This is a genomic window from Bacillus sp. MMSF_3328, assembly GCF_030733525.1.
GTDB classification, from domain to species: Bacteria; Bacillota; Bacilli; order Bacillales; family Cytobacillaceae; genus Bacillus_AB; species Bacillus_AB infantis.
On record NZ_JASHIV010000001.1, the window covers coordinates 1 to 26,594 of the forward strand.

The 26,594-nt window shown below is 47.2% G+C and carries 23 protein-coding genes and 1 riboswitch; of the genes, 21 read left to right on the forward strand and 2 right to left on the reverse strand.

Annotated elements, in window-relative coordinates; genetic code table 11:
* Nucleotides 1-576: 576 nt before the first annotated feature.
* Nucleotides 577-1,503 (reverse strand): ribonuclease HIII, encoded by a 927-nt coding sequence (rnhC, locus tag RBB45_RS00005; protein WP_129613936.1) that lies wholly within the window; start codon nt 1,501-1,503, stop codon nt 577-579.
* A gap of 220 nt (nt 1,504-1,723) precedes the next feature.
* Here rnhC and zapA point away from each other — a divergent pair, with 220 nt between their 5' ends.
* The 13 genes from zapA (at nt 1,724) to RBB45_RS00070 (ending at nt 17,277) form a co-directional block, all read left to right on the forward strand.
* Nucleotides 1,724-1,984, forward strand: a complete 261-nt coding sequence (gene zapA, locus RBB45_RS00010; protein WP_022544258.1) for a cell division protein ZapA — start codon at nt 1,724-1,726, stop codon at nt 1,982-1,984.
* Between the two features lie 8 nt (nt 1,985-1,992).
* Nucleotides 1,993-2,535, forward strand: a complete 543-nt coding sequence (locus tag RBB45_RS00015) for a CvpA family protein (RefSeq protein ID WP_009796010.1) — start codon at nt 1,993-1,995, stop codon at nt 2,533-2,535.
* A 277-nt stretch (nt 2,536-2,812) separates the two neighbouring features.
* A complete protein-coding gene (polX, locus tag RBB45_RS00020) occupies nt 2,813-4,531 on the forward strand; it encodes a DNA polymerase/3'-5' exonuclease PolX (RefSeq protein ID WP_306009003.1) in 1,719 nt (572 codons plus the stop codon).
* Nucleotides 4,532-4,619: 88 nt separating this feature from the next.
* Nucleotides 4,620-6,974 carry an endonuclease MutS2 gene (locus RBB45_RS00025; protein WP_306009004.1) on the forward strand — a complete coding sequence of 785 codons (2,355 nt, stop codon included), beginning with the start codon at nt 4,620-4,622 and terminating at the stop codon, nt 6,972-6,974.
* Nucleotides 6,975-6,988: 14 nt separating this feature from the next.
* Nucleotides 6,989-7,393, forward strand: a complete 405-nt coding sequence (locus RBB45_RS00030; protein WP_009796014.1) for a DUF350 domain-containing protein — start codon at nt 6,989-6,991, stop codon at nt 7,391-7,393.
* Nucleotides 7,394-7,692: 299 nt separating this feature from the next.
* Nucleotides 7,693-9,396, forward strand: a complete 1,704-nt coding sequence (locus RBB45_RS00035) for a long-chain-fatty-acid--CoA ligase (protein WP_101550486.1) — start codon at nt 7,693-7,695, stop codon at nt 9,394-9,396.
* Between the two features lie 283 nt (nt 9,397-9,679).
* The gene (locus tag RBB45_RS00040; protein ID WP_009796016.1) at nt 9,680-10,264 is read left to right on the forward strand and encodes a fatty acid metabolism transcriptional regulator FadR; all 585 of its coding nucleotides are present in this window, start codon (nt 9,680-9,682) and stop codon (nt 10,262-10,264) included.
* A 52-nt stretch (nt 10,265-10,316) separates the two neighbouring features.
* Nucleotides 10,317-11,090, forward strand: coding sequence for an enoyl-CoA hydratase (locus RBB45_RS00045; RefSeq protein WP_022544255.1), 774 nt, complete (start codon nt 10,317-10,319; stop codon nt 11,088-11,090).
* Nucleotides 11,091-11,241: 151 nt separating this feature from the next.
* Entirely contained in the window at nt 11,242-12,015 is a 774-nt protein-coding gene (locus RBB45_RS00050) for an electron transfer flavoprotein subunit beta/FixA family protein (protein ID WP_009796018.1), read from the forward strand.
* Between the two features lie 38 nt (nt 12,016-12,053).
* Nucleotides 12,054-13,031 carry an electron transfer flavoprotein subunit alpha/FixB family protein gene (locus tag RBB45_RS00055; protein WP_306009005.1) on the forward strand — a complete coding sequence of 326 codons (978 nt, stop codon included), beginning with the start codon at nt 12,054-12,056 and terminating at the stop codon, nt 13,029-13,031.
* Nucleotides 13,032-13,302: 271 nt separating this feature from the next.
* Nucleotides 13,303-13,617 carry a thioredoxin gene (gene trxA, locus RBB45_RS00060; RefSeq protein ID WP_009796020.1) on the forward strand — a complete coding sequence of 105 codons (315 nt, stop codon included), beginning with the start codon at nt 13,303-13,305 and terminating at the stop codon, nt 13,615-13,617.
* Nucleotides 13,618-13,876: 259 nt separating this feature from the next.
* Nucleotides 13,877-15,649: an excinuclease ABC subunit UvrC gene (gene uvrC / locus RBB45_RS00065; RefSeq protein ID WP_101550484.1), complete on the forward strand. Its 1,773-nt coding sequence runs from the start codon at nt 13,877-13,879 to the stop codon at nt 15,647-15,649.
* A 69-nt stretch (nt 15,650-15,718) separates the two neighbouring features.
* A riboswitch (Lysine riboswitch) is annotated at nt 15,719-15,898 on the forward strand.
* 146 nt (nt 15,899-16,044) lie between these two features.
* Nucleotides 16,045-17,277 carry an aspartate kinase gene (locus RBB45_RS00070; protein ID WP_101550609.1) on the forward strand — a complete coding sequence of 411 codons (1,233 nt, stop codon included), beginning with the start codon at nt 16,045-16,047 and terminating at the stop codon, nt 17,275-17,277.
* Nucleotides 17,278-17,389: 112 nt separating this feature from the next.
* Here RBB45_RS00070 and RBB45_RS00075 read toward each other — a convergent pair whose 3' ends face one another.
* Nucleotides 17,390-17,839, reverse strand: a complete 450-nt coding sequence (locus tag RBB45_RS00075) for a YslB family protein (RefSeq protein ID WP_009796026.1) — start codon at nt 17,837-17,839, stop codon at nt 17,390-17,392.
* Between the two features lie 393 nt (nt 17,840-18,232).
* On the opposite strand from RBB45_RS00075, the gene RBB45_RS00080 reads away from it, so the two are divergent.
* The 8 genes from RBB45_RS00080 (at nt 18,233) to recQ (ending at nt 26,412) form a co-directional block, all read left to right on the forward strand.
* Nucleotides 18,233-18,841: a succinate dehydrogenase cytochrome b558 subunit gene (locus tag RBB45_RS00080; RefSeq protein ID WP_009796028.1), complete on the forward strand. Its 609-nt coding sequence runs from the start codon at nt 18,233-18,235 to the stop codon at nt 18,839-18,841.
* Between the two features lie 107 nt (nt 18,842-18,948).
* On the forward strand, nt 18,949-20,709 hold the full coding sequence (gene sdhA / locus RBB45_RS00085; RefSeq protein ID WP_129613948.1) for a succinate dehydrogenase flavoprotein subunit: 1,761 nt from the start codon (nt 18,949-18,951) through the stop codon (nt 20,707-20,709).
* A gap of 3 nt (nt 20,710-20,712) precedes the next feature.
* Nucleotides 20,713-21,474 carry a succinate dehydrogenase iron-sulfur subunit gene (sdhB, locus tag RBB45_RS00090; RefSeq protein ID WP_306009006.1) on the forward strand — a complete coding sequence of 254 codons (762 nt, stop codon included), beginning with the start codon at nt 20,713-20,715 and terminating at the stop codon, nt 21,472-21,474.
* Between the two features lie 121 nt (nt 21,475-21,595).
* Nucleotides 21,596-22,060: an acyl-CoA thioesterase gene (locus tag RBB45_RS00095; RefSeq protein ID WP_022544252.1), complete on the forward strand. Its 465-nt coding sequence runs from the start codon at nt 21,596-21,598 to the stop codon at nt 22,058-22,060.
* Nucleotides 22,061-22,320: 260 nt separating this feature from the next.
* A complete protein-coding gene (gene gerE / locus RBB45_RS00100) occupies nt 22,321-22,545 on the forward strand; it encodes a spore germination transcription factor GerE (protein WP_009796032.1) in 225 nt (74 codons plus the stop codon).
* Nucleotides 22,546-22,772: 227 nt separating this feature from the next.
* A complete protein-coding gene (locus RBB45_RS00105) occupies nt 22,773-23,234 on the forward strand; it encodes a MarR family winged helix-turn-helix transcriptional regulator (RefSeq protein WP_022544251.1) in 462 nt (153 codons plus the stop codon).
* Nucleotides 23,235-23,244: 10 nt separating this feature from the next.
* Nucleotides 23,245-24,045, forward strand: coding sequence for a glutamate racemase (gene racE / locus RBB45_RS00110; protein WP_101550482.1), 801 nt, complete (start codon nt 23,245-23,247; stop codon nt 24,043-24,045).
* A 207-nt stretch (nt 24,046-24,252) separates the two neighbouring features.
* A complete protein-coding gene (gene recQ / locus RBB45_RS00115) occupies nt 24,253-26,412 on the forward strand; it encodes a DNA helicase RecQ (RefSeq protein ID WP_187445328.1) in 2,160 nt (719 codons plus the stop codon).
* Nucleotides 26,413-26,594 lie beyond the last annotated feature (182 nt).

The window sequence follows — 26,594 nt, forward strand, 5'->3', positions numbered from 1 at the left end:
TCAGCATTGCCGCTGCAATCCCGCAGGAGTCTGCGTGCCTTGCACTCCAATCAACAGGGTTCTTAAAATTAGTTGGGCAAGTTTGCAGGCTCAGCTAATGGGGCTGTTGATTTCCGTTCCAGGCACTTCACTTTCCGCTGGGCGACGCTGAGCCTCCTCCCGCTGCGCGCTGCGGGGTCTCAGCATTGCCGCTGCAATCCCGCAGGAGTCTGCGTGCCTTGCACTCCAATCAACAGGGTTCTTAAAATTAGTTGGGTAAGTTTGCAGGGCCAATTAAAGAGGCTGCAGATGTCTGATTAAAGTCCGTTGCTCCTTAGGATAAGTTGGGCTTTCTCCCGCTGCGCCCGGATTGTGTGAAAATTGCCCGTGCAGTCCCGCCGGAGCCTACGTGCCTTCCAATCCGATTAACAGGGTTACGAAAGTTATGATTTCAGCTCTGCACCCCGGATAATTTAATTAATACAGGAGACACATTGTTGAATAAAGGTCGCATAAGCGTAAAAAGGGGTACGGAAGATTCCGTACCCCTTTTTTCTGCAGAATCAATTAGCTGCAGCTTCCTTTTTAAGTCTCAGGCTAAATGCCTGCAATCCGCGAAGCTTTCTCTGTATTAGCGAAATGCAATTTCACAAAATCAGGCAGAACCTGCCTTCCTTTAGCCTTGATCAGCCGTGCCGCAGCTTTATCCACCTGAGCCCCGGCACCTTTTGGCAGGGTAAATCCGGCTTCTTCACTGAGCTTGTCGAAATACCGCAGGAAGGCGTAGCGGGCCAGAATGGAGGCGGCGGCGACCGAGAGGTGGATGCCTTCAGCCTTTGTGCTGAAAAAGACATTTTCCCTTTGGATCACTGACTGTCCTTGAAGATGTCTATAATAGACATCTTCTTTTGCAAACTGGTCAATCAGGATGGCTTCAGGCTTTTCTGGTGCCATCTTTTTCAGCACATTGCCGATTGCCTGGTTGTGAAGCAGCGCTTTGATCTTCCCCTGGGACATGCCTGACTGCTGAAGCTGGTTATATTTGCTGTTTTTAAGCGTCAGCAGGCTGTACGGAACAACCTCTTTTATTTCCTTGGCAATCCTGATAATCTGGTCATCCTTCAGATGTTTTGAATCTTTTACGCCAAGTTCCTTCAGCAGCTGGAGGCTTTCTTTTTTTGCATATGCCGCAACAACAGTGATTGGACCGAAATAATCGCCTGTCCCGACCTCATCTGATCCGATGACAGAAAGGCTTTCAAAAGAAGGCGGAAGGTGGGAGCCTTGGGGGCTTTTGGGTGATGCCGCCTTTTTTTCGGCAGGGCTTCCCCATTTTGCCGCTTCTGATGCAGAGCCGGCCCCTTGGAAAAGCACCTTCCCGGATTTATATGCAGTTATACTGCAATTTGCCGTTTTGGCGGCAAAAATGCCTCCCTGTGGTGTTTTTCCGGACAGGTTCGGCTTATAGTAAGCTTTCATTTCCTCGATTTCCGAGGGATGTTTCTGAAGTACAACATGGCTCATATCTACCACTCCTAGAAAAGAAATATATATGTATAAACAAAACTTTACAGGCCAAAATTGAATCCGCCGATCAACTCCAGCATCAGTCTTCATGTAAATGATCCATAAAAACAGCAGCATTCCCCTTGATACGGCTTAATTTGACAGGCTTTGACTTCCCACTCTTTTACGTTCATGTTATCATATAGATTAGGATTTGGAAGGAATGGGGGCATTAGCGTTGTCAGATACGCAGAAAAACCGCACAAGTGTTGATATTTATGGACAGCAGTATGTCATCGTCGGCCAGGAAAGCTCAGGCCATATCCGGCTTGTCGCTTCTATGGTTGATGAAAAGATGCGCGAAATAAGCTCCATGAATCCTTCACTTGACAGCAGCAAGCTTGCCGTCCTGACGGCAGTCAATGCCGTTAATGATTATATTAAGATATTAGACCGCCTTGAACGGCTTGAAGATGAATTAAAAAGAGTAAAGGACTGAACAGGGTCATGTTGGATCTCGCCATTTTAATATTACTGGTTTTTGGATTTTTTATGGGATTAAAAAGGGGGTTTATCCTTCAGCTCATCCATTTAGCAGGCTTCATCGTTGCTTTTATTGCAGCAAATATGTACTATGATGACCTCGCTCCCAAGCTGAACCTCTGGGTGCCCTATCCGAATTTTGGAAGCGATTCTTCCCTTCAGCTGTTTTTCGACAATGCCAATATGGAGGATGCCTATTATCGCGCCATTGCTTTTGTCGTGATTTTTTTTGCTGTAAGGATCATTCTGCAGATCATCGGCAGCATGCTGGATTTTGTATCTTCACTGCCTGTGCTGAAGCAGCTCAATGTTTGGGCAGGCGGACTGCTCGGTTTTGCTGAAGTCTATCTTATCATTTTTATCTTGTTATACATAGGAGCACTGCTCCCTGTGGAAGCAGTCCAGCAGCCGATCGATGATTCAGGCACCGCAAAGTTCATCATAAACCATACACCTGCACTTTCGCAGCAGCTAAAGGAAATGTGGATTGAATATAAGGCTGCATAACTTCTCTTTGAGCAGAGAAGTTTTCTTTTTATAATGCTTTGTTAGTGGTACATGCTGTTTTGGGGCTCATTCATGTCAAACTCTGTTTCAACTCGCCACTCAGCTGTGCTGATTCCCCAAAATCAACAGCCGTGTTTAGCACAGTTTTTTTAAAAAATCGTGATAGTAGGCTATGTTTGCTATTATACTTATATGCTCTCCTGGATGGAATGGGAGAATAATCGCTGTTTCAGGGTAAGGATAAGGAGAGAGAATGTTCTAAAGGCAGGTGCAGAAAATGAACCCAAATAAAAAAGATGTGGTAAGACTATTGGAGACAATAGCAGTATATATGGAATTGAAAGGTGAAAATCCGTTCAAGGTCGCGGCCTTCCGGAAGGCTGCAGGAGCCCTGGAAGCAAATGATGACAAGTTTTCAGAAATAAAGGATTTCACGAAGCTTTCCGGTATCGGTAAAGGGACGGCTGCGGTCATCGAGGAATATATCGAAGAAGGAACATCAACCGTGCTGAAGGAGTTGCAGGAAGAAGTGCCTGCAGGCCTTATCCCGCTGCTCCAGCTGCCGGGACTTGGCGGCAAGAAGATAGCGAAGCTCTATAAGGAGCTTGGGGTCGAGGACGCTGAAGACCTTGAGCAGGCATGCAGGGACGGCAGGGTTCAGGCGCTTGCAGGCTTCGGAAAGAAAACAGAGGAAAAGATCCTTGAAGCGCTTGCCAATGCAGGTAAAAGGCCGGACCGTCTCCCGGCTGCCTTTATGCTTCCGATTGCAGAGGATATTGAAGCAAGGCTTGCAGGGGTGGATTCGATCATCAGGTTCTCCAGGGCAGGCAGCCTGCGCAGGATGCGGGAAACAGTCAAGGACCTGGATTTTATCATTGCTTCCGATGATCCTTCATCAGTGAAAGAAGCCCTGCTCAGCCTTCCGGGCATTAAGGATGTCATTGCTGCAGGCGACACAAAGGTCTCGCTGACATTTGATCATCAGTATGATGTGTCTGCTGATTTCCGGATCGTATCACAGGATGAATTTGCGACAGCGCTTCATCATTTTACCGGCTCTAAGGACCATAATGTGCGGATGCGCCAGCTGGCAAAGGAACGCGGAGAAAAAATAAGTGAGTATGGTGTTGAGAATGCTGAAACGGGCGAAGTCCTTACTTTCAAGGATGAAGAAGCCTTTTATGCGCATTTCGGCCTCCCTTTCATCCCTCCGGAAATCCGCGAGGACGGCCGTGAGGTAGAATATTTTAAGGCAGGCATGGAGCTCATTTCCCTGGAAGATATAAAGGGAGATCTTCATATGCACTCCACCTGGAGCGACGGAGCCCACACTATTGAAGAAATGGCAGAGGCATGCCGCAAAAGAGGCTATCAATATTTGGCCATCACTGATCATTCCCAGTACCTGAAGGTAGCAAATGGACTGACGCCGGAAAGACTGAGAAAGCAAATGGAAGAGATCAGGAGTTTGAATGAAAAATATGACGACTTCAAAATCCTGACAGGGATCGAGATGGATATCCTTCCGGATGGGACGCTCGATTTTGAAGATGACTTGCTGGCAGAAGTTGATGTGGTCATCGCCTCGATCCATTCCTCCTTCAGCCAGCCAAAGGATAAAATAATGGAACGTCTGAAGACGGCCCTGATGAACGGCCATGTGGATATCATCGCCCACCCGACCGGCAGGCTGATCGGCCGGAGGGAAGGCTATCAGGTGGATATGGAGATGCTGATCGAGCTTGCCAGGGAGACAAATACTGCCCTGGAGCTGAATGCCAACCCGAACCGGCTTGATTTGGCAGCAGAACATTTAAGGAAGGCACAGGAGGCGGGAGTGAAGCTTGTCATCAATACAGATGCGCATAAGCTTGACACTCTCATCCATATGGAAATCGGTGCTGCAGCAGGGAGAAAGGCATGGCTGAGGAAGGAAAATGTGATAAATGCTTACAGCATGGAAGAACTTCTTTCCTTCCTTAAACGGAATGATTGATGATCCCTTTGTCAAAGGCGGAGAATTACAGCCGGACTTGAGGGCTTATATAGAGAAGGACTAGAAAGAAAAAGGGAGGAATTACTCCATGGATTCACGGGTGCTTAAGGTGCTTGAATTTAATAAAGTCAGGGAGCAGCTGCTTGAGCATGTGTCATCTTCGCTTGGACGCAGCAAAGCAGAAGTGCTCCTTCCTTCTGCCGATTACGAAGAAGTGGTGCGGCTGCAGGAGGAAACAGATGAAGCGGTTAAAGTGCTGCGGATAAAAGGCAATATTCCGCTTGGGGGCATTTTTGATATCCGTCCCCATGTAAAAAGATCAGTGATTGGAGGCATGCTGAGCCCCCAGGAACTGGTGCAGATTGCAAGCACAGTCCATGCAAGCAGACAGCTGAAGCGCTTTGTTGATGATTTTTCAAACGAAGAATCAGAACTGCCGATACTGACTGAGTATATGGATAGGGTAATCGTGCTGGCTGAGCTTGAAGAGGCCATCCGCATGGCAATCGATGAAAACGGCGAACTGCTGGATAGTGCGAGCGATGCCCTCCGGTCCATCAGAACACAGCTTCGCACAAGGGAGTCACGTGTGCGTGAGCGGCTGGAGAGCATGATCCGTTCTTCCAATGCGGCGAAAATGCTGTCAGATGCCATTATCACCATCCGGAATGACCGTTTTGTCATCCCGGTCAAACAGGAATACCGCGGCCATTACGGGGGAATCATCCATGATCAAAGCTCATCAGGGCAGACGCTGTTCATTGAACCGCAGGCAATCGTGCAGCTGAACAACGAGCTGCAGAGCATCAGGGTGAAGGAACAGCAGGAAATTGAGCGCATACTAGTTGAACTTTCCGGACGGGCGGCGGCCTATCAGCCTGAGCTCGATATGATCGTCGAGGTCCTGGCCGAGGTTGACTTTATGTTTGCAAAGGGAAGGTACAGCAGGAGGCTTAAAGCATCCAAGCCGGAAGTGAATAATGAGCGAAGGATCAATCTATTCAAGGCAAGGCATCCGCTGTTGCCGATAGATGAAGCGGTGGCTAACGATATTTCCTTAGGCAGGGACTACACAACCATTGTGATTACGGGACCGAATACCGGAGGAAAGACTGTAACGCTTAAGACTGTGGGGTTGTGTACGCTGATGGCCCAGGCAGGCCTGCAGATTCCTGCTCTGGATGGATCAGAGGTGTCTGTATTTGGGGCTGTCTATGCGGATATCGGGGATGAGCAGTCTATTGAACAAAGCTTGAGTACATTTTCTTCACATATGGTCAATATTGTTGATATTTTAGCCAAGGCTGATTTTGAAAGCCTTGTCCTTTTCGATGAGCTTGGAGCCGGGACAGATCCGCAGGAAGGGGCAGCCCTTGCTATTTCCATCCTTGATGAGGTATACAAAAGGGGCAGCCGCGTTATTGCGACGACCCATTATCCTGAACTGAAGGCTTACGGGTATAACAGGGAAGGAGTTATCAATGCCAGTGTCGAATTCGATATTGAGACGCTCAGCCCCACTTATAAACTCCTGATCGGGGTACCGGGCCGGAGCAATGCCTTTGAAATCTCCAGGCGCCTTGGCCTCGATAATTCTGTAATCGAATCTGCACGCTCCCATGTGAGCGAGGACAGCAGCCAGATCGAGAACATGATCGCGTCTCTTGAAGACAGCAGGCGCCAGGCGGAAAAAGAGCTGGAAGAGGCTCACGAGCTGCTGCGGGGCGCTGATATGCTCCATAAGGATATGCAGAAGCAGATGATGGAGTATTATGAGCAAAAGGACGAGATGCAGGAAAAGGCTGCCGCCAAAGCCGCTGACATTGTCGAGAAGGCGAAGGCGGAAGCAGAAGAGATCATCCGTGATCTCAGAAAGATGCGCATCGAAAAGCATGCTGAAGTGAAGGAGCATGAGCTGATCGACGCCCGGAAGAAGCTGGAGGATGCTGCACCGAAAGTCAGCAAAAGCAAAAAAGAGGCAAGAAAGTCTGACAAGCATGATTTTGCAGCCGGGGATGAAGTAAAGGTACTGACCTTTGGCCAAAAAGGGCATCTTCTGGAAAGAGCTTCAGAAGACGAGTGGCAGGTTCAGATCGGCATCCTGAAAATGAAGGTAAAAGAACGGGACCTGGAGTTTATTAAAAGTCCAAAGCCGAAGGAAACAAAGGCGATGGCCATCGTAAAAGGCAGGGACTCCCATGTAGGCCTTGAACTGGACCTGCGCGGTGAGCGGTATGAGGATGCGCTGATCAGAGTCGAGAAATATATTGATGATGCGCTATTGTCCAATTATCCCCGGGTCTCGATCATTCATGGAAAAGGGACAGGGGCTCTGCGCCAGGGAGTGCAGGAATACTTGAAGAACCACCGGTCTGTAAAGCGGATCCGTTTCGGGGAAGCGGGTGAAGGCGGATCAGGCGTAACCGTGGTGGAGTTCAAATGATGGGGAGAGTCTGAATGAACGGTTTTTGGGAAAATGAGTATATCCAGACAGCGGCATATTACAGCGTCGTCATTTTGTGCATGATTGTGTTTTTGGCCATTTTTGAACTTGTCACTAAATATAAAAACTGGGAAGAAATCAAAAAAGGCAATATTGCTGTAGCCATGGCAACAGGGGGGAAGATATTCGGGATCGCCAACATCTTCAGGCATTCCATTTCTCAGCATGATTCACTTTTCACCATGATCGGCTGGGGGGTCTTCGGGTTTTTCCTTTTGCTGGCAGGCTATTTCATTTATGAATTCCTGACCCCGAAGTTCAGGATCGATGAGGAAATCGAAAATAATAACAAGGCGGTCGGATTCATATCCATGGTCATTTCAATCGGATTGTCATATGTCATCGGGGCAGGCATCTAACAGGGAGCGGGAGAACTGTGGAAAAATTGGCGAAAATTCTTCTGGTGCTTTGCGGGCTATTTATAGTCATCGGAGCCGTGTATATATTTTTCATCGCATAAAGTTAGAGCCGCCGGCATATGGCGGCAAAAACTGCAGGCAAACCCTTAATGCGGGGCATGCCTGCAGTTTTTTTATTTTTCAGGAACCAAACAGCAGGTCCTTTGGCTCATACAGATTGTCATGATTATTTCCTTATACTATAATGAATGGGAACAGTTAGAATGTTCTAACAAATCATTTTTGAAGGAGGGAAAAAAATGACAGAAGAAAGGCCTTGGCTTCAAAGCTATCCGGAAGATATCCCCCCGACTTTGACATACACAGACGAACCGGTACAGCAGTATTTAAAAAGAGCAGCAGAGGAGTTTCCAACCAAAAGCGCCATTCACTTTATGGGCAGGGAATTTACGTTTAAGGAGGTGTATGAGCAGGCGCTCAAGCTTGCCTCCTATCTTCAGGGGCTGGGCATCGAAAAAGGGGACAGAGTGGCCATCATGCTTCCTAATACCCCGCAGTCAGTCATCAGCTACTATGGCATCCTGATAGCGGGCGGGGTGGTAGTCCAGACCAATCCGCTCTATATGGAAAGAGAAATTGAGTACCAGATGAAAGACTCCGGGGCAAAAGCCATCATTACACTTGATATTCTGTTTCCGCGTGTTTCAAAGGCTGTCCCAAAAACAGAGATCAAGCATATTATTGTAACCGCTGTCAAAGATGCTCTCCCTTTCCCGAAGAATCTTGTCTACCCGTATATCCAGAAAAAGCAATATGGCATTGTAGTTAATGTGAAGCATGAAGGAAATAACCACTTGCTGAAGGAAATATTGAAGCGTCCCATCGGCAGCCTGAAGGAGCATAGCTTCGACTATGAAGAAGATATCGCCCTGCTGCAATATACAGGCGGGACCACAGGATTCCCCAAAGGGGTCATGCTTACCCACAGGAATCTTGTCAGCAACGCTTCCATGTGCCAGGCATGGCTTTACAAATGCCGCCGCGGGGAAGAAATCGTTCTCGGCCTGCTGCCGTTTTTTCATGTGTACGGCATGACCACTGTGATGATCCTTTCCATTATGCAGGCATATAAGATGGTCCTGCTGCCGAAATTTGATGCCGAGACAACTTTGAAAACCATCCAAAAGCAAAGGCCAACCCTGTTTCCTGGAGCGCCAACCATCTATATAGGGCTTCTCAACCATCCGGATCTTCAGAAATATGACCTGTCATCGATCGATTCCTGCATCAGCGGCTCAGCTCCCCTGCCGGTTGAAGTACAGCAGCGTTTTGAGGAAGTGACGGGAGGAAAGCTCGTTGAAGGCTACGGGCTGACAGAATCTTCGCCGGTCACCCATTCAAACTATCTATGGGACCGTCCGCGGGTTAAAGGAAGCATTGGTGTTCCATGGCCTGATACAGATGCTGCGGTGTTCTCAATGGAAAATGGCGAAAAGCTGCCTCCCGGGGAAGTCGGGGAAATAGCAGTAAAGGGCCCTCAAGTCATGAAAGGCTACTGGAACCGTCCGGAAGATACGGCCCAGACTCTAAGGGATGGCTGGCTCCTCACAGGTGATCTTGGGTATATGGACGAATCAGGCTATTTCTATGTTGTGGACCGCAAAAAAGATATGATCATTGCCGGCGGCTTCAATATTTACCCGCGTGAAATAGAAGAAGTCATCTATGAACATCCGGGCGTACAGGAAGTTGTGGCTGCAGGGATCCCTGACCCATACAGGGGGGAAACGGTCAAAGCCTATATAGTCATGAAAGAAGGGCATGAGGCATCCGAAGAAGAATTGAATGAATTTGCGAGGAAACATCTTGCTGCCTACAAGGTTCCAAGGATTTATGAATTCAGGAGTGAGCTCCCGAAAACAGCCGTCGGAAAAATACTGCGCCGGGCTCTTGTAGAAGAAGAGAAAAAGAAATTGGAAGAAGAACAGAAAAAGCAAGCCTGATCATTTTTAAAATAGCGGATAATAGAGTAAAGTATAAACAAACAGATTCAGATCCTTCCTGAGGCCGGATCTCCATTCGGACTCTTTATTTTGAAAAATAGAGCTTGTCCGCCTCAGCGCCGATAAGAAAATTTTATCATGACAAATTCTTGACAACTTTTGCTTGTAATACTATTATAAAAATATGAATGATGATTCATTCATTTTAGCACAAAGGAACAATCTGCATGACAGCATTATCCCTTTCTTTGCGCTTTTTGATAAATGGAACGGGGGAAAAATGTTGAAGAAGAATAAACCAAAATATATGCAAATTATTGAAGCTGCTGTAGTGGTTATAGCAGAAAACGGCTACCACCAGGCCCAGGTTTCGAAAATTGCGAGGCAGGCCGGGGTGGCTGACGGGACGATATACTTATATTTTAAGAATAAGGAAGATATCCTGATTTCACTTTTTGAAGAGAAAATGGGATCTTTTGTTGAAAAAATCGAACAGAATATTGCAGGAAATGACTCAGCCACAGAGAAATTATTAATGATGGTCGAAAATCATTTCAAGCTTTTATCTGAAGATCACCATCTGGCCATTGTCACCCAGCTTGAATTAAGGCAGTCCAATAAGGATTTGCGCTTAAAAATCAATGACGTGCTGAAAGGCTATTTGAAGGCGATCGATCAGATACTTGCATCAGGAATTGAAACCGGGGAATTTTCACCCTCGCTTGATATCAGGCTGGCCAGACAGATGATTTTTGGCACAATAGACGAAACTGTAACGACCTGGGTCATGAACGACCAAAAGTACAGCCTGACTGATCTGGCCCCTGCTGTCCATAAACTGCTTGTGCACGGCTGTTCCAGCCGTTAGGGCAGGCAGACTCTGATAATAAGAGTAAACCGACGATTATAGGAGGGTAAACATGGAGTATTTAACTTGGTCGCATCAGGATATGGTTGCCGAGATTGCAATCAGCCGGCCTCCTGCAAATGCACTTTCTTCCGGCGTGCTTAAAGAGCTTTCCGGTGTATTGGATGAAATTGAAGAAACTGACGAGGTCAGGGTGGTCCTCATCCATGGGGAAGGCCGTTTCTTCTCAGCGGGCGCTGACATCAAAGAATTTACAGAGGTAGAGTCCAGCGGCGACTTTTCTAAACTGGGCAAGTTCGGCCAGGATCTGTTCGAAAGGATGGAATCATTTCCGAAGCCGATTATTGCCGCCATTCACGGAGCTGCGCTTGGAGGGGGCCTCGAGCTTGCCATGGGCTGCCATTTCAGGCTTGTTTCCGAAACAGCCAAGCTGGGCCTTCCAGAGCTTCAGCTGGGTCTTGTCCCGGGCTTTGCCGGCACACAGCGGCTGCCAAGGCTGGTAGGATCTGCACGGGCAGCGGAAATGCTGTTCACAAGTGATCCGATCACAGGCATCCAGGCAGTCCAGTATGGCTTGGCCAACCATGCATTCCCTGAAGAAGAGCTGCTGGAGAATGCGTTTAATATGGCAAAGAAAATTGCCAGGAAGAGCCCGATCGCGCTGAAAGCGGCAATTGAGCTTCTCAGCCATTCCAAGCATGCTGAGTTTTATAATGGGGTAGAAAAAGAAGCGGAACTCTTTGGAAAAGTGTTCGCCTCTGAAGATGGGCAGGAAGGGATCTCGGCTTTCATTGAAAAAAGAGAGCCTGCTTTTAAAGGAAAATAACTGCTGCAAAGAGAGTGTTTCCCTCAGCTTCTTGGCTGGGGATTTACTCCGCCCTGAATTTTCCCAATCTTTTAAACTGATATTTTTTTCTAAAATGTAAACGCAAACAATTATTCGATTCATCTAACCTATCAATTTGGGAGGGAACATAATGAACATTTATGTCTTATTAAAAAGAACCTTTGATACCGAGGAGAAAATTTCCATTTCGGGCGGACAGATCAATGAAGATGGCGCAGAATTCATCATTAACCCGTACGATGAATATGCCGTCGAGGAAGCGATCCAGGTGAGGGATGAGCATGGCGGCGAAGTCACGGTCATTTCCGTAGGCACGGAGGAAGCTGAAAAGCAGCTCCGGACCGCACTTGCGATGGGAGCTGACAAAGCGGTACTGATCAACACGGAAGATGATGTGGAAGCTGGAGACCAGTTCACAACAGCCAAGATCCTGTCCGAATACTTAAAGGACAAAGAAGCCGATTTGATCCTGGCAGGAAATGTGGCCATTGACGGCGGCTCAGGCCAGGTTGGCCCCCGTGTCGCAGAGCTGCTGGATATCCCTTATATCACTACTATCACGAAACTGGACATCAGCGGTACAACAGCAACGATCGTCCGGGATGTTGAAGGTGATTCTGAAGTGATTGAAACAAGCCTTCCTCTTCTAGCTACAGCTCAGCAGGGCTTGAATGAACCGAGATATCCTTCTCTGCCGGGAATCATGAAGGCGAAGAAAAAGCCGCTTGAGGAGCTTGAGCTGGATGATCTTGACCTTGAAGAAGATGATGTAGAGGCGAAGACAAAGACGATCGAAATATATCTCCCTCCGAAGAAGGAAGCCGGTAAAGTGCTGGAAGGCGACCTTGAAGACCAGGTCAAAGAGCTTGTCAGCCTTCTTCACACTGAAGCGAAAGTCATTTAATTCATTGATACAGAATAAATACTCAGGAGGTACACAAAATGGCTAGAAAAGTATTGGTATTGGGCGAAGTCAGGGACGGATCATTGCGGAATGTATCGTTCGAAGCGATTGCAGCTGCCAAAATTGCATCTGAAGGAGGCGAGGTTGTCGGCGTTCTGATTGGGGATTCAGTCAGCGCACTGGGAGCAGAGCTGATCCAGTACGGTGCAGACAGGGTTGTTACTGTGGAGGACGAAAAGCTGAAGCAATATAGTTCAGACGGCTTTTCACAGGCACTCCTGGCTGTGGTGGATTCTGAAGGTCCGGAAGGGATCGTGTGCGGACATACAGCGCTTGGGAAAGACCTGTCGCCGAGGATTGCGGCAAAGCTTGAATCCGGCCTCATCTCTGATGCAGTCAGCGTTGAAGAAAGCGGCGGAAATATCGTATTCACACGCCCGATTTATTCAGGCAAAGCTTTTGAAAAGAAGATCATCACAGACGGGCTGATCTTTGCAACGATCAGGCCAAATAATATCGCACCGCTTGAAAAGGATGAGTCACGCACTGGGGATACAGCTTCACTTTCTGTTGAAATCAAAGACCTGCGCACCATCATTAAAGAAGTGGTAAGAAAAGCTTCTGAAGGGGTGGACCTCTCTGAAGCGAAAGTAATTGTAGCAGGAGGCCGCGGCGTCAAGAGTGAAGACGGCTTCGGGCCGCTGAAGGAGCTTGCAGATCTTCTTGGAGGAGCGGTCGGGGCTTCCCGCGGTGCCTGTGATGCAGAGTACTGTGATTATTCACTTCAGATCGGCCAGACTGGAAAAGTTGTTACACCGGATCTTTATATCGCATGCGGCATCTCCGGCGCCATCCAGCATTTAGCCGGGATGTCCAATTCAAAGGTGATTGTAGCCATCAATAAAGATCCTGAAGCAAATATCTTCAAAGTGGCAGACTACGGGATCGTCGGAGACTTGTTTGAAGTGCTCCCGCTGCTGACCGAGGAATTCAGAAAGGTCGTTGTAAACGCATAATGAGGGGAGCGGCACGAGCCGCTCTTTCTCTTTTGGCCCTGGTTTAATTCTGGGTCAAACCATGAATATAACAGTGTTAAAAGGGTATATTACGGACGAAACAGATTATTAGCTTCGTCAGGGAAACGGTGATATACTGTCATTAGAATTCGAGCTGGCGGTTTGATTGGGCAGCCAGGCATAGATATGCTGCCCGGGAAAACTGTATTGTTCAATCTGAATCCAGACGGGACTTCCCGGCAAACTCTATACTTTTTAGGAGGCATATATTATGGCAATTACAAATGCGACTGATCAAACTTTTGCAACAGAAACTGGCTCTGGCCTGGTTCTTGCTGACTTCTGGGCACCATGGTGCGGACCATGCAAAATGATTGCACCTGTGCTTGAAGAGCTTGACAGCGAAATGAGCGACAAAGTGAAAATCGTCAAGATCGATGTAGATGAAAATCAGGAAACAGCAGGCAAGTTCGGTGTCATGAGCATTCCTACACTGCTGGTCCTTAAAGATGGCGAAGTCGTTGACAAAGTGGTCGGCTTCCAGCCAAAAGAAGCTCTTTCAGAACTTCTTTCAAAACACGCGTAAACATTGAAGATGGCCCCGGTTCTAAGAGCCGGGGTTTTGTTATGTATAATATTGCCTTATGTCTCCTGATGCCAGGCTGGAAGTTTTCATAAAAAAAGAAAATATTGACGCAGTCCTGTGGAATTTTTATAATAGTAATCTTGCCCTCCTTTCCTTTATTGCTTTTTTCCTTTTGTAATTTTTATTAAAATGGAAGGGCGGCATCTAAATTGTAACGCAATGCGTGTATATAGATTGATTTTGCACCGGGGGTGAAAATATGAACGAAAGAATCAAGAATAAGCTGATGCTGCTGCCGGACCAGCCAGGCTGCTACCTTATGAAGGACAGGCAGGATACCGTGATTTACGTTGGGAAAGCAAAGGTACTGAAGAACCGAGTCCGCTCTTATTTTACCGGTTCACATGACGGCAAAACGCTCCGCCTTGTAAATGAAATTGAGGATTTCGAATATATTGTCACATCATCAGATATGGAAGCCCTCATTCTTGAAATGAACCTGATCAAAAAGTATGATCCAAAATACAATGTCATGCTGAAGGACGACAAAAGCTACCCGTTCATCAAGCTGACAGCTGAACGCCATCCAAGGCTGATCACAACCCGGAATGTCAAAAAAGACAAAGGGAAGTACTTTGGGCCATATCCGAATGTCCAGGCGGCGAATGAAACAAAAAAGCTGCTTGACCGGATCTATCCGCTCAGGAAGTGCTCGACCCTGCCTGACAGGGTCTGCCTGTACTATCATATGGGCCAGTGCCTGGCGCCCTGCGTCAAGCCGGTCAGCGAAAAGCAGTATAAAGATATTGTCGATGAGATTGCACGATTTTTGAACGGCGGCTACAAAGACATCAAGAAAGAGCTTACAGTCAAAATGACGGCAGCAGCAGAGGAACTGGATTTTGAAAGGGCGAAGGAACTGAGGGACCAGATCGCCCATATTGAAGCGACGATGGAAAAACAGAAAATGACATCGACCGATTTTACTGACCGCGATGTATTCGGCTTTGCCGTCGATAAGGGCTGGATGTGCGTCCAGGTCTTTTTTATCAGACAGGGGAAGCTGATTGAAAGAGATGTTTCGCTGTTCCCGGTTTACGGGGAGCCTGAGGAAGAAATGCTTACCTTCATGGGCCAGTTCTATACAAAGGCAAACCATTTTAAACCGCGTGAAATTCTGGTGCCGGATACGGTCAATGAAGAAATGGCAGAAAAGCTCCTGGAAGTAAAGGTGCTCAAACCGCAGCGCGGCCAGAAGAAAGATCTGGTCAAGCTGGCGGGGAAAAATGCCAGGATTGCCCTCCAGGAGAAGTTCTCCCTTATAGAACGGGATGAGGAACGGACGATCAAAGCGGTTGAAAATCTTGGCAGGCAGCTGGGCATTTATACGCCGCACCGCATTGAAGCTTTTGATAACTCGAATATCCAGGGCACTGACCCGGTTTCTGCCATGATTGTATTCATAGACGGCAAACCGGAAAAGCGCGAATACAGGAAATATAAGATCAAGACAGTCAAGGGACCGGATGATTATGAATCCATGCGCGAGGCTGTCCGGAGGCGGTACACCAGGGTGCTTAAAGAAGGTCTGCCCATTCCGGATCTTATTATTGTCGACGGCGGGAAAGGCCATATTGAATCGGTCAGGGATGTACTTGAAAATGAGCTCGGGCTTGATATCCCGATATCCGGCCTTGCCAAGGATGAGAAGCACAGGACTTCCCAGCTCTTGTATGGGAATCCGCTGGAAATCATACCGCTTGAGCGGAACAGCCAGGAGTTTTATCTGCTTCAGCGCATCCAGGATGAAGTCCACCGCTTCGCCATCACCTTCCACCGGCAGCTCCGCGGAAAAAGCGCCTTCCAGTCATTGTTGGATGACATTCCCGGAATTGGCGAGAAGAGAAAGAAGCTGCTTTTGAAAACCTTCGGATCCGTAAAGAAAATGAAAGAAGCCGGCTTGGATGAATTTACAGCTATCGGAATTCCGGCTAATGTCGCACAGGAATTAAAAAATAAATTATCTGAATAGCATTGATATAAAAAAAACGCTATGATATAATGATTTCAACTTTATAGCAATATCACTTTATAGCATTAAAGTGAAGGTAGAGGTGCAAACTTCATCAGTAAAAGCTTGGAGAAAGATGAGTTTCCGTGAAAAGCTTTGAAAGGGAATGTTTGCCGAAGAAAAGGAAGTCTCATTTCTTTCTTTTCTGGTCCTGTATTGAATAAATACTGGATTGTCAAGACAGCGCCGTCTTGGAGAGCTATCTCACTGTGTGGGCATATTTTATATGTATTTAAAACACAGCAATGGGATGGTTATTCTCATTGCTTTTTTGTGTTCAAATCAGCAATGGATAACCTCTCTTTTACATGTCAGGCGGCCGGAAAAACGATATCCAGATGAAAGAAGGAGAAACGATGGGATTAATTGTCCAGAAATTCGGAGGGACTTCTGTTGGCAGCACAGAAAGAATCATGAATGCAGCAGAGCGCGCAATTGAAGAAAAAGAGAGAGGCAATGACGTAGTCGTTGTTGTATCTGCAATGGGGAAAACGACTGACCAGCTTGTAGGCCTGGCCAGGGAAATTTCTGCTTCGCCCAGCAAGCGTGAAATGGATATGCTCCTTACAACAGGTGAACAGGTGACAATCAGCCTTTTGAGCATGGCTTTGAACGAAAAAGGCTATGAAAGCATCTCCTTCACTGGATGGCAGGCAGGAATAGAAACTGAGGCTGTGCATGGGAACGCAAGGATTGTACATATAGATCCGGAGAAAATCCAAAATCAGCTTAATCAAGGAAAGATCGTCGTGGTTGCCGGATTCCAGGGAGTAACAGAAGATGGGAGCATTTCCACCCTTGGACGCGGCGGCTCAGATACAACGGCAGTGGCGCTGGCAGCAGTGCTGAAAGCGGATAAGTGCGATATTTATACAGATGTGACAGGCGTCTATACGACTGACCCGCGCTATGTAAAAGGAGCAAGGAAGCTGCAGTCCCTGTCATATGACGAAATGCTAGAGCTTGCGAATCTCGGCGCAGGTGTGCTTCATCCGAGGGCAGTGGAATTTGCCAAGAATTATGAAGTGCCGCTTGAAGTCAGATCAAGCACTGAAAGGGAAAGAGGAACGATCATTGAGGAGGAGCCAACGATGGAAGAAAATTTAGTTGTACGGGGAGTAGCTTTTGAAAATGCGATCACCAAGGTAGCAATCCTTGGGCTGGAGGACAGCCTGAAGGGCCTGTCCACTGTCTTCACGACACTTGCTGCGCATCACATCAATGTTGACATCATTATTCAGAGTGTTGCTGAAGGACAAACAGGAAGCCTGTCTTTTTCAATTAAAAATGATGATCTGGAAGAAACGCTTAAGGTTCTGGAGAACAATCGGGATACACTGAAATATGACCGGATTGAATCAGAATCAGGACTTGCAAAAGTGTCTATTGTCGGTTCGGGAATGGTGTCGAATCCTGGGGTGGCAGCGGAGATGTTCGAAGTGCTTTCTTCAAATGGGATCCAGGTCAAGATGGTCAGCACTTCAGAGATCAAGGTGTCAACGGTCATCAGTGACAGCTCTATGGTCAAAGCGGTGGAAGCCCTCCACGAAGCGTTCGAACTGTCAGGCACTCCGGCAAAGAGCGTGTAAATCAAAAAAGATGGCAGAGGCGCCGGGCTGGATGCATCGGGGAAGGATCTCCTCCCGGATGCGCGCCGCGCTTCGTGCCATCCCTTCTTTTATGCTTACAGCAGCTTATCCATTATAGCGGGCTGATGCGGTCTTTTTTATCCCACTTCACTGTGAAAAGGACAAGGCCGCCCCTTTTTTTGGGATGCTCAAAGGCTTCAGAGAGCAGTTCTTTCTGGGATTCCAGCTGCTGTGCAAGAAAACCGGCTTCGAGCTGAAAAGTGCAATCAGGATTTTCCTTAAAGCGCCTGGCGAACAATGGGCTTGAAAGCTGGAGCTCCATTTCGCTCCTTTTTTCTTCTTTTACAGCAAGATTTCCCCATCCGGCGTTTTCAAAAAACTCAATGACTGCTTCCATTGATTCAAGCGGGTATTTCCTTGCCAGCCTTTTGCCGGCCCAATAAAGTATTTCGGCTGCATCCTTGCCGAGCATATCGGTAAGAATCTCTTCCCGGATCAATTCATAGCCGAAAGCAGGGACGGTTTCCGGCCCGTGCTCAGCCTTTGTTTCTGCAGATGTCATATTGCTCAATCGTCTCCCCTCTTTCTATGATTCTATTATATACAATCCAGATAAAAATAAAGCACTGATTCAAGAAAAAACAGCTTCAGTCCTATAAGAAAAAAATGCTATTTCAATATATTCTCCTATACATAAGGAATCATAGCCAAATAGAGGATTTTCGTTCTTTATATAATATCAATATATTTTAAAAATTTTATTTATATCATATATTTTATGTATCCGTTTTCTTGACGCTCTATTCCGATGGGAGTAAAATGGACATGTCACTTAATTGTAAGAAAATGAATAATTAACATTTTCTCGATGATGGAAAGGACCTGTTTTCCAGAAATAATATTTTCATAGAAAAGGCCTTTCATCATTTCTTCAAAATTCAGGGGGGGTAAATCAATGGCAGGTAATCGGGAGTTTTTCAATCGCAGACTGCATTCATTACTTGGGGTCATTCCAGTTGGGCTGTTTCTTGTTCAGCACCTTGTAGTGAACCATTTTGCAACAGGAGGAGAAGAATCGTTTAACAAGGCAGCACACTTTATGGAGCAGCTTCCATTCAGATATGTCTTAGAAACTGTAGTCATCTTCCTGCCTTTGCTGTTCCACGCGATCTATGGCCTTTATATTGCTTTTACTGCTAAGAATAATGCTGGCAGATTCGGATTTTTCCGCAACTGGATGTTCCTTCTCCAGCGTGTTTCCGGTGTAGTGACGCTTATTTTCATTACCTGGCATGTGTGGGAGACAAGGGTTGCAGCCGCTTTTGGCGCAGATGTCAACTTCCAGATGATGGAGAATATTTTGTCGAATCCGTTTATGTTCTGGTTCTACATTGTCGGCGTTATTTCTACAATATTCCACTTTGCAAACGGTTTGTGGTCTTTCGCAGTAAGCTGGGGAATCACCGTTACTCCTCGTTCACAGCTGATTTCCACTTATGTTACAATCGCAATTTTCATTGCCCTTTCCATCGTTGGAATCCGCGCAATCACGGCATTTGTTTAAGAGTTTCAGAGTGCTTTAATCTTGTAATTTTCAGCATAGCGCATGGGAAAATGCGCTTAGGCTTAGTTTGAAATAGAGCTGTACTAGTATTGAGGGAGTGAGCCATGATGAGTAAAGGAAAAGTAATCGTTGTCGGCGGCGGACTGGCCGGCTTGATGGCAACAATTAAAGTAGCAGAATCAGGGACTCCGGTTGAATTATTTTCTCTTGTCCCGGTTAAACGTTCTCACTCTGTTTGTGCCCAGGGCGGTATTAATGGAGCGGTCAACACAAAGGGTGAAGGAGATTCACCTTGGGAGCATTTCGATGATACGGTTTACGGGGGAGATTTCCTTGCCAATCAGCCGCCTGTAAAGGCCATGACTGAAGCAGCGCCGGGAATCATCCATTTATTGGACCGCATGGGCGTCATGTTCAACCGTACACCGGAAGGACTGCTGGACTTCAGGCGCTTCGGCGGAACCCAGCATCACCGTACAGCATTTGCAGGCGCCACGACCGGCCAGCAGCTTTTGTACGCATTGGATGAGCAGGTGCGCCGCCATGAGGTGGCTGGCCTTGTAACAAAATATGAAGGCTGGGAGTTCCTTGGCTCTGTCGTCGATGATGAAGGCATTTGCCGCGGGGTAATTGCTCAAAATCTCACATCCATGGAGATCAAATCGTTCTCAGGGGATGCCGTAATCATGGCAACCGGAGGCCCGGGCATCATTTTCGGAAAATCAACCAACTCTGTCATCAACACAGGGTCTGCTGCATCGATTGTATATCAGCAGGGAGCATATTATGCAAACGGCGAATTCATCCAGATCCATCCGACAGCCATCCCGGGGGATGACAAACTGCGCCTGATGAGTGAATCAGCACGCGGTGAGGGCGGCCGTGTATGGACCTATAAAGATGGGAAGCCATGGTACTTCCTGGAGGAGAAATATCCAGCCTACGGAAACCTGGTGCCTCGTGATATCGCCACACGTGAAATCTTCGATGTCTGCGTCAATCAGAAGCTTGGCATCAATGGCGAGAACATGGTTTATCTTGACCTGTCCCATAAAGATCCTAAAGAGCTTGACATCAAGCTTGGCGGAATCATTGAAATCTATGAAAAATTCATGGGGGATGACCCTCGCAAGGTACCTATGAAAATTTTCCCTGCCGTACACTATTCGATGGGCGGACTGTGGGTAGATTATGATCAGATGACGAATATCCCAGGATTATTTGCAGCAGGGGAGTGCGATTATTCCCAGCATGGTGCAAACCGCCTGGGCGCCAACTCCCTTCTGTCTGCCATCTACGGCGGAATGGTTGCAGGTCCGAAAGCGCTCGAATATATCGCCGGCCTTGAAAAGAGTGCAGAAGATGTTTCTTCTTCCGTTTTCGACAGGTATGTCAGACAGGAAGAAGAAAAATGGAGCAGCATCATGTCCCTTGATGGAACAGAGAATGCATATGTTCTCCATAAAGAGCTGGGCGAATGGATGACAGATAATGTAACGGTTGTCCGCCATAATGATAAGCTATTGAAAACTGATGAAAAAATCGTAGAATTGCTTGAACGGTATAAAAATATCAATATCAATGACACAGCAAAATGGAGCAATCAGGGAGCTGTCTTTACACGCCAGCTTCAAAACATGCTGCAGCTTGCCAGGGTCATCACAATTGGTGCCTATAACCGGAATGAAAGCCGCGGGGCTCACTATAAGCCTGAATTTCCTGACCGTAATGATGATGAGTTCCTGAAAACGACCATGGCAAAGTTCGCTGGTCCTGATTCAGCGCCTCAATTCCATTATGAGGAAGTAGATACAGGCCTGATCACGCCTCGTAAACGTGATTACACGAAGAAGAAAGGGGGAAAATAAACGATGTCTGAAAACAAAACAGTTACATTTCAAATCACCCGGCAGGACTCGCCTGATTCAGCCCCTTATCAAGAAGAGTTCAAACTGGCTTACCGCCCGAATATGAACGTTATCTCAGCACTGATGGAAATCCGCCGTAATCCGGTAAATTCCAAAGGGGAGAGCACGACGCCGATTGCATGGGACATGAACTGTCTTGAAGAAGTATGCGGCGCCTGCTCAATGATCATAAACGGCAAGCCGCGCCAATCCTGTACTGCGCTTGTCGACAAGCTCGAGCAGCCGATCAGGCTTGAGCCGATGCGTACATTCCCTGTCGTCCGCGACCTTCAGGTAGACAGAAGCCGCATGTTCGACTCCCTGAAAAAGGTGAAAGCATGGATTCCGATTGACGGAACATACGATCTTGGACCTGGACCGCGCATGCCTGAGAAGAAGCGCCAATGGGCTTATGAGCTGTCCAAGTGCATGACTTGCGGCGTTTGCCTTGAGGCCTGCCCGAATGTGAACAGCAAAGCCGATTTCATCGGTCCTGCCCCGTTATCACAGGTGCGCTTGTTCAATGCCCATCCAACTGGTGAAATGAATAAATCCGAACGCCTGGAGCAGATCATGGGCGATGGCGGACTGGCGAACTGCGGAAATTCCCAGAACTGCGTTCAGTCCTGCCCGAAAGGCATCCCTTTGACTACCTCAATCGCAGCATTGAACCGGGATACAACAATCCAGTCATTCAAAAGCTTCTTCGGAAGCGATCAGGCTTAATAGAACAGACCCCCTTTCAGGCTGAAAGGGGGTTTTTGTGCATTTGATGTTTCCAAATCCGGTGAAAGAAATTATAATAATATAAAACGACTGAATGTTCATTCATTATTGGAGGCGCGTCATGAGTAAAATGAATTATGTTGATGACTTTGCGGCTTGGGAGGAAAGCTTTGTGTTTTCCCATCCTGTCAAGGTCCGGTTTTCAGAAACAGATATGTTTGGCCATTTGAATAACACAGTTCCCTTCACATATTTTGAGGAAGCAAGAATAGAGTTTTTCAAGAGCATCGGCTTCATGCAGGAATGGGTGAAGCCTGGGAACGAAACGATTCCTGTTGTAGCCGATCTGCAGTGCGATTTCCTGAAGCAGGTATTTTTCGATGAAAGCCTCAGCATCCATGTAAAAGCAGAAAGCATTGGGCGGTCTTCAGCAGATCTTCATTATATGGCAAAACGGAAAGATGGAGCAGTCTGCTTTGCGGGCAGGGGGACAATCGTGCAAATTTCCAGGAAAACAGGAAAAGGCGTACCCTGGACCGAGGGAATGAGGAATCTTCTTACAGCCGGAAAAACCATCCACGCTTAAGCCGCAGGAGCAGTTCTTTCACACCTGCTCCTGCAGCTGCATATAATTGGGGGAGCAGGTGTATGGAGCATGAATCATAAATCATGTGGCTGTATGGCGCGGACCCCCAACTAAACCAGGCAATAGCCCTTTTAGAAAAAATAATCTCTCCTTCCAGTAAATGCAGTCACTCCGCCAGTACAGATTACATATGATATGGTGACTAAATATATACCCATCCCGCGGTTCATAGCTGGCGAAGGCAAGGAGGGTTACAATACTTGAAGGAGAACGAATATACTCACAAGCCGTTACTCACCAAACGTGAAAGAGAAGTATTCGAGCTATTAGTTCAAGACAAGACAACGAAAGAAATCGCTGGTGAACTATTTATTAGCGAAAAGACGGTTCGCAACCATATTTCAAATGCTATGCAAAAGCTTGGCGTTAAGGGGCGTTCTCAAGCCGTTGTAGAGCTCCTTCGAATGGGAGAGCTAGAACTTTGATTATGGCCGGCAATCTTGGATAAGGTTGCCGGTTATCATATTTTATAGGGCAGTTTTGCAGGGGAGAGCCTGCCGGCAGGACGTGCAGTCTGCAGAATTGACGCATTTTTTGCATTGCCTGGATTTCCATCTTGAAAATTGGATGAAAAAAGTAGACAATAAAGCAAAGAACTGCAATCTTTCCGCCTGCATAAAGACTGGAATTGCTTAAATGGGAGTTGTATGGGATGACGCATGGAAATAATAAAGACATAAAAGAAACGATTGATATTGTTGCAGATATTGAGAAAGACCTTCGCTACATATCCGGCATCATTAAGCAAAAAGGCCGGGAAATATTAAGCAATTATACAATTACGCCCCCACAGTTTGTTGCCCTGCAGTGGCTGCACGAGGAAGGGGACATGACAATCGGCGAGCTTTCTAATAAAATGTATTTAGCCTTCAGTACAACGACAGACCTTGTGGACAGAATGGAAAAAAACGAGCTCGTCCAGAGAGTGAAGGACCCGAATGACAGGCGGGTCGTCCGCATCCATCTGCTGCCGGAGGGAGAGCGGATCATCGAAGAGGTTATCGTGAAGAGGCAGATCTACTTGCGCGAGGTTCTCAAGAATTTCTCCAAGGATGAAGTAACCGTACTGAAGAACAACTTAACGCAATTACACCAAGATATGCGCGAAAAATGAGGCGGTATGTTTGAAGCAACCAATTGGGATCATTGATTCAGGGGTCGGCGGTTTGACAGTGGCAAAAGAAGTCATGAGGCAGCTGCCGAATGAGAATATCGTTTATTTGGGAGATACTGCCCGGTGCCCCTACGGGCCGAGGACGGCTGAAGAAGTAAGGCGGTTTACATGGCAGATGACTGAGTTTTTATTGACTCAGGATATCAAAATGCTTGTGATTGCCTGTAATACGGCAACTGCGGTCGTGCTTGAGGAAATACAGGAAAAGCTCCCCATTCCTGTCCTTGGGGTCATCTATCCCGGGGCAAGGGCGGCTTTAAAGGTATCCAAAAGCAATAAGATCGGAATCATCGGCACGATCGGCACGGTCAACAGCAAAGCCTATGAAAAGGCCCTTAAGCAAATCAACCGGAAGGTATGTGTGAAACCTTTGGCCTGCCCGAAATTTGTCCCGCTTGTGGAAAGCGGGGAATATGGGAGTGCTGTAGCCAAGAAAATTGTTGCTGAAACCTTGAAGCCTTTAAGGAACAAGGATCTTGATACACTGATCCTTGGGTGTACGCACTACCCGCTGCTTGAACCCTTGATTAAAAATATCATGGGGCCGGGTGTGAAAGTGATCAGCTCAGGTGAAGAGACCGCAAGGGAAGTCAGCACCATACTGGACTACCGGGGATTGCTCAATCAAAGTGCGGACGAGCCTGTCCATAAATATTTTGCGACAGGATCCATAAGCATTTTTACGAAGATTGCGGGCCAATGGCTGCAAAGGCCGATTGACCATATTGAAAAAATAAAGCTGGAAGCATAGCCTCCTTTTTGGGGGCTTTTGCTGTTCAATTTTTTAAAAAGTCAGGCTGTGTTATTGTACCTTGTTGATTTTGGGCTCATTTCAGAACAGCTGATATGAGCCCAAAATCAACAGCAATGTTTAACAATGCCAAAAGTTAATAGCAGAAATAAAGGCATAAGGCTTCCGAAAATGGTACAATTCTAGTATCTCTAAAAGAAAAAGGTGATGATATTGATAGAACAAGCGGAAAAGCTGCTCAAGCAATATTTCGGCTATTCCACCTTCCGTAATGGCCAAAAAGAAATCATTCAGAATGTCATGAATGGCCGCCATACTCTTGGCATCCTCCCGACAGGAGGAGGAAAATCCCTCTCATTTCAAATTCCCGCACTCGCGATGCCTGGCACCGCCATCGTCATTTCCCCGCTCATTTCTTTAATGAAGGACCAAGTAGACGCATTGCTTGCAGCAGGCGTGTCCGCCACTTTCATAAACAGCAGCCTCACTCAGCAGGAGCTGATGGAAAGGACCTCAGGGATCCGGAATGGAGAGTATAAGCTGGTTTATGCTGCGCCGGAGCGTTTTGATTCCACTGGATTCATCCATCTGCTGAATTCCATCGATATTTCGATGATTGTATTCGATGAAGCACATTGTATCTCCCAATGGGGCCACGATTTCAGGCCGAGCTACCGCTCCATTATTCCTGCGCTCGGGCAGTTGAACGGCAGGCCGATCCTTGTCGGGCTCACCGCAACTGCGACAGAGGATGTGGCCAATGATATCTGCGGGCTGCTGCAGATCAGGGACGAAGATATATTCATTACCGGGTTCGCGAGGGAAAACCTTGCTTTTAAAGTGGCCAAAGGCGTCAACAAGAGAGAATTCATTGCAAGTTATATCCGTAAGCATCAAGGACAGCCGGGTATTATTTACACCTCGAGCCGCAAGGAAACCGATCAGCTGCAGCAATTTTTGCAGGGGAAAAACATCCCGGCTTCACGCTACCATGCCGGCATGAATGAGGAAGACAGGAAAACAGCCCAGAATGATTTCGTCCATGACCAGACAGACATCATGGTGGCCACCAATGCGTTTGGCATGGGGATTGATAAATCAAATGTCCGTTTTGTTATCCATTACAGCCTGCCGAAGAATATTGAGGCCTATTATCAGGAAGCCGGCAGGGCCGGGCGTGACGGGGAGGAGAGTGAATGCATCCTTCTTTTCGCCCAGCAGGATATCCAGCTGCAGAAGTTCCTGATCGAGGAAACCGGCCTTGACAGCCGGAACAGGGAGCTTGAATTCAGCAAGCTGAACCGGATGGTGAACTATTGCCATACAGAGCAATGCCTTCAATCCTACATCATTGAGTACTTCGACCATGGAAGCGATGAAAGCCGCTGCGGAAAATGCAGCAATTGCATGGATGACAGAGAGAAGATTGATATTACGCTTGAAGCACAGATGATTTTCTCATGTATAAAGCGCATGGGTGAGCGCTTTGGCGTGAGTCTGACAGCGCAGGTGCTGAAAGGTTCCAATAATAAAAGAATCCGTGATATGAAATTCAATGAGTTGTCTACCTATGGATTGATGCGAAATCGTGCAGAAAAAGAAATTGCTGCTGTTATTAACTATCTGCTTGCTGAAGGTTTCCTCAGCCTGACAGACGGGAAGTATCCGGTGATCATGCTGACATCAAGGGTCCAAGGGGTTCTTAAGGGACAGGAAACGATCATGATGCGCAAAACAAAGGCAATCGAACAGAAGCCCGAAGCTGAAGGGGATCATGACCTGTTTGAACGGCTGCGTGCATTGCGGAAGCAGGTGGCTGAACAGGGGAAAATCCCGCCATATGTTGTTTTCCCTGATAGCACATTGCGCGAAATGAGCAAGTATTACCCGGCTGATGGAGAGTCTATGCTGCAGATCAAAGGCGTCGGGCAGATGAAGTATGATAAATACGGCAGCATGTTCGCTGAGGAAATCAAATTATATATGCGGGAAAACAATATTGAACCGCCGTCTGCCCTCCCCCCGAAAGGGGAAAAACAGGCGGACAGGCTCAAGGTTGATGAGGAGCCAAGCTATATGGTTTCCTACAAGCACTATATGGAGGGGATGGGCATAAAAGAGATTGCCAAGCAGCGCGGCTTTTCTTTAGTGACCGTCCAGAACCATGTCCTCCGGGCAGTGACTGAAGGGAATCCTTTCAACTGGTCTGAGCTGTTTGATGAGGAAACAGAGCAGAAGATCATGTCGGCAGCCGTGGAAAGCGGAGATACAAAGCTTAAGCCCATTAAAGAGCTCCTCGGGGATGAAATCGACTATTTTACAATCAAAGCAGTACTGATTAAAAATGAAGCAGCCGTCACATCATGAATATGGTAAAACAAGCAGGCCTTTACAGGGTCTGCTTTTTTTGGATTGGGCAGAAAGCGGCGCATGTGCATGGCGCTGGATTTGGAGTTCCTAGTCGCGTTCCTTAATAGGACAAGCGCCCTCCACATTTCAGTTGTCCTATTTTTTTTTCTCTCACGGGTCTATTTTTCCGGAAGGCTCGT

Excerpts from the sequence above, each read along its gene's own strand:
- rnhC (WP_129613936.1), bottom strand. The coding sequence starts at position 1,503 with ATGAGCCATGTTGTACTTCAGAAACATCCCTCGGAAATCGAGGAAATG.
- RBB45_RS00015 (WP_009796010.1), top strand. The coding sequence starts at position 1,993 with ATGTTGGATCTCGCCATTTTAATATTACTGGTTTTTGGATTTTTTATG.
- polX (WP_306009003.1), top strand. The coding sequence starts at position 2,813 with ATGAACCCAAATAAAAAAGATGTGGTAAGACTATTGGAGACAATAGCA.
- RBB45_RS00025 (WP_306009004.1), top strand. The coding sequence starts at position 4,620 with ATGGATTCACGGGTGCTTAAGGTGCTTGAATTTAATAAAGTCAGGGAG.
- RBB45_RS00030 (WP_009796014.1), top strand. The coding sequence starts at position 6,989 with ATGAACGGTTTTTGGGAAAATGAGTATATCCAGACAGCGGCATATTAC.
- RBB45_RS00035 (WP_101550486.1), top strand. The coding sequence starts at position 7,693 with ATGACAGAAGAAAGGCCTTGGCTTCAAAGCTATCCGGAAGATATCCCC.
- RBB45_RS00045 (WP_022544255.1), top strand. The coding sequence starts at position 10,317 with ATGGAGTATTTAACTTGGTCGCATCAGGATATGGTTGCCGAGATTGCA.
- RBB45_RS00050 (WP_009796018.1), top strand. The coding sequence starts at position 11,242 with ATGAACATTTATGTCTTATTAAAAAGAACCTTTGATACCGAGGAGAAA.
- RBB45_RS00055 (WP_306009005.1), top strand. The coding sequence starts at position 12,054 with ATGGCTAGAAAAGTATTGGTATTGGGCGAAGTCAGGGACGGATCATTG.
- trxA (WP_009796020.1), top strand. The coding sequence starts at position 13,303 with ATGGCAATTACAAATGCGACTGATCAAACTTTTGCAACAGAAACTGGC.
- uvrC (WP_101550484.1), top strand. The coding sequence starts at position 13,877 with ATGAACGAAAGAATCAAGAATAAGCTGATGCTGCTGCCGGACCAGCCA.
- RBB45_RS00070 (WP_101550609.1), top strand. The coding sequence starts at position 16,045 with ATGGGATTAATTGTCCAGAAATTCGGAGGGACTTCTGTTGGCAGCACA.
- RBB45_RS00075 (WP_009796026.1), bottom strand. The coding sequence starts at position 17,839 with ATGACATCTGCAGAAACAAAGGCTGAGCACGGGCCGGAAACCGTCCCT.
- RBB45_RS00080 (WP_009796028.1), top strand. The coding sequence starts at position 18,233 with ATGGCAGGTAATCGGGAGTTTTTCAATCGCAGACTGCATTCATTACTT.
- sdhA (WP_129613948.1), top strand. The coding sequence starts at position 18,949 with ATGAGTAAAGGAAAAGTAATCGTTGTCGGCGGCGGACTGGCCGGCTTG.
- sdhB (WP_306009006.1), top strand. The coding sequence starts at position 20,713 with ATGTCTGAAAACAAAACAGTTACATTTCAAATCACCCGGCAGGACTCG.
- RBB45_RS00095 (WP_022544252.1), top strand. The coding sequence starts at position 21,596 with ATGAGTAAAATGAATTATGTTGATGACTTTGCGGCTTGGGAGGAAAGC.
- RBB45_RS00105 (WP_022544251.1), top strand. The coding sequence starts at position 22,773 with ATGACGCATGGAAATAATAAAGACATAAAAGAAACGATTGATATTGTT.
- recQ (WP_187445328.1), top strand. The coding sequence starts at position 24,253 with ATGATATTGATAGAACAAGCGGAAAAGCTGCTCAAGCAATATTTCGGC.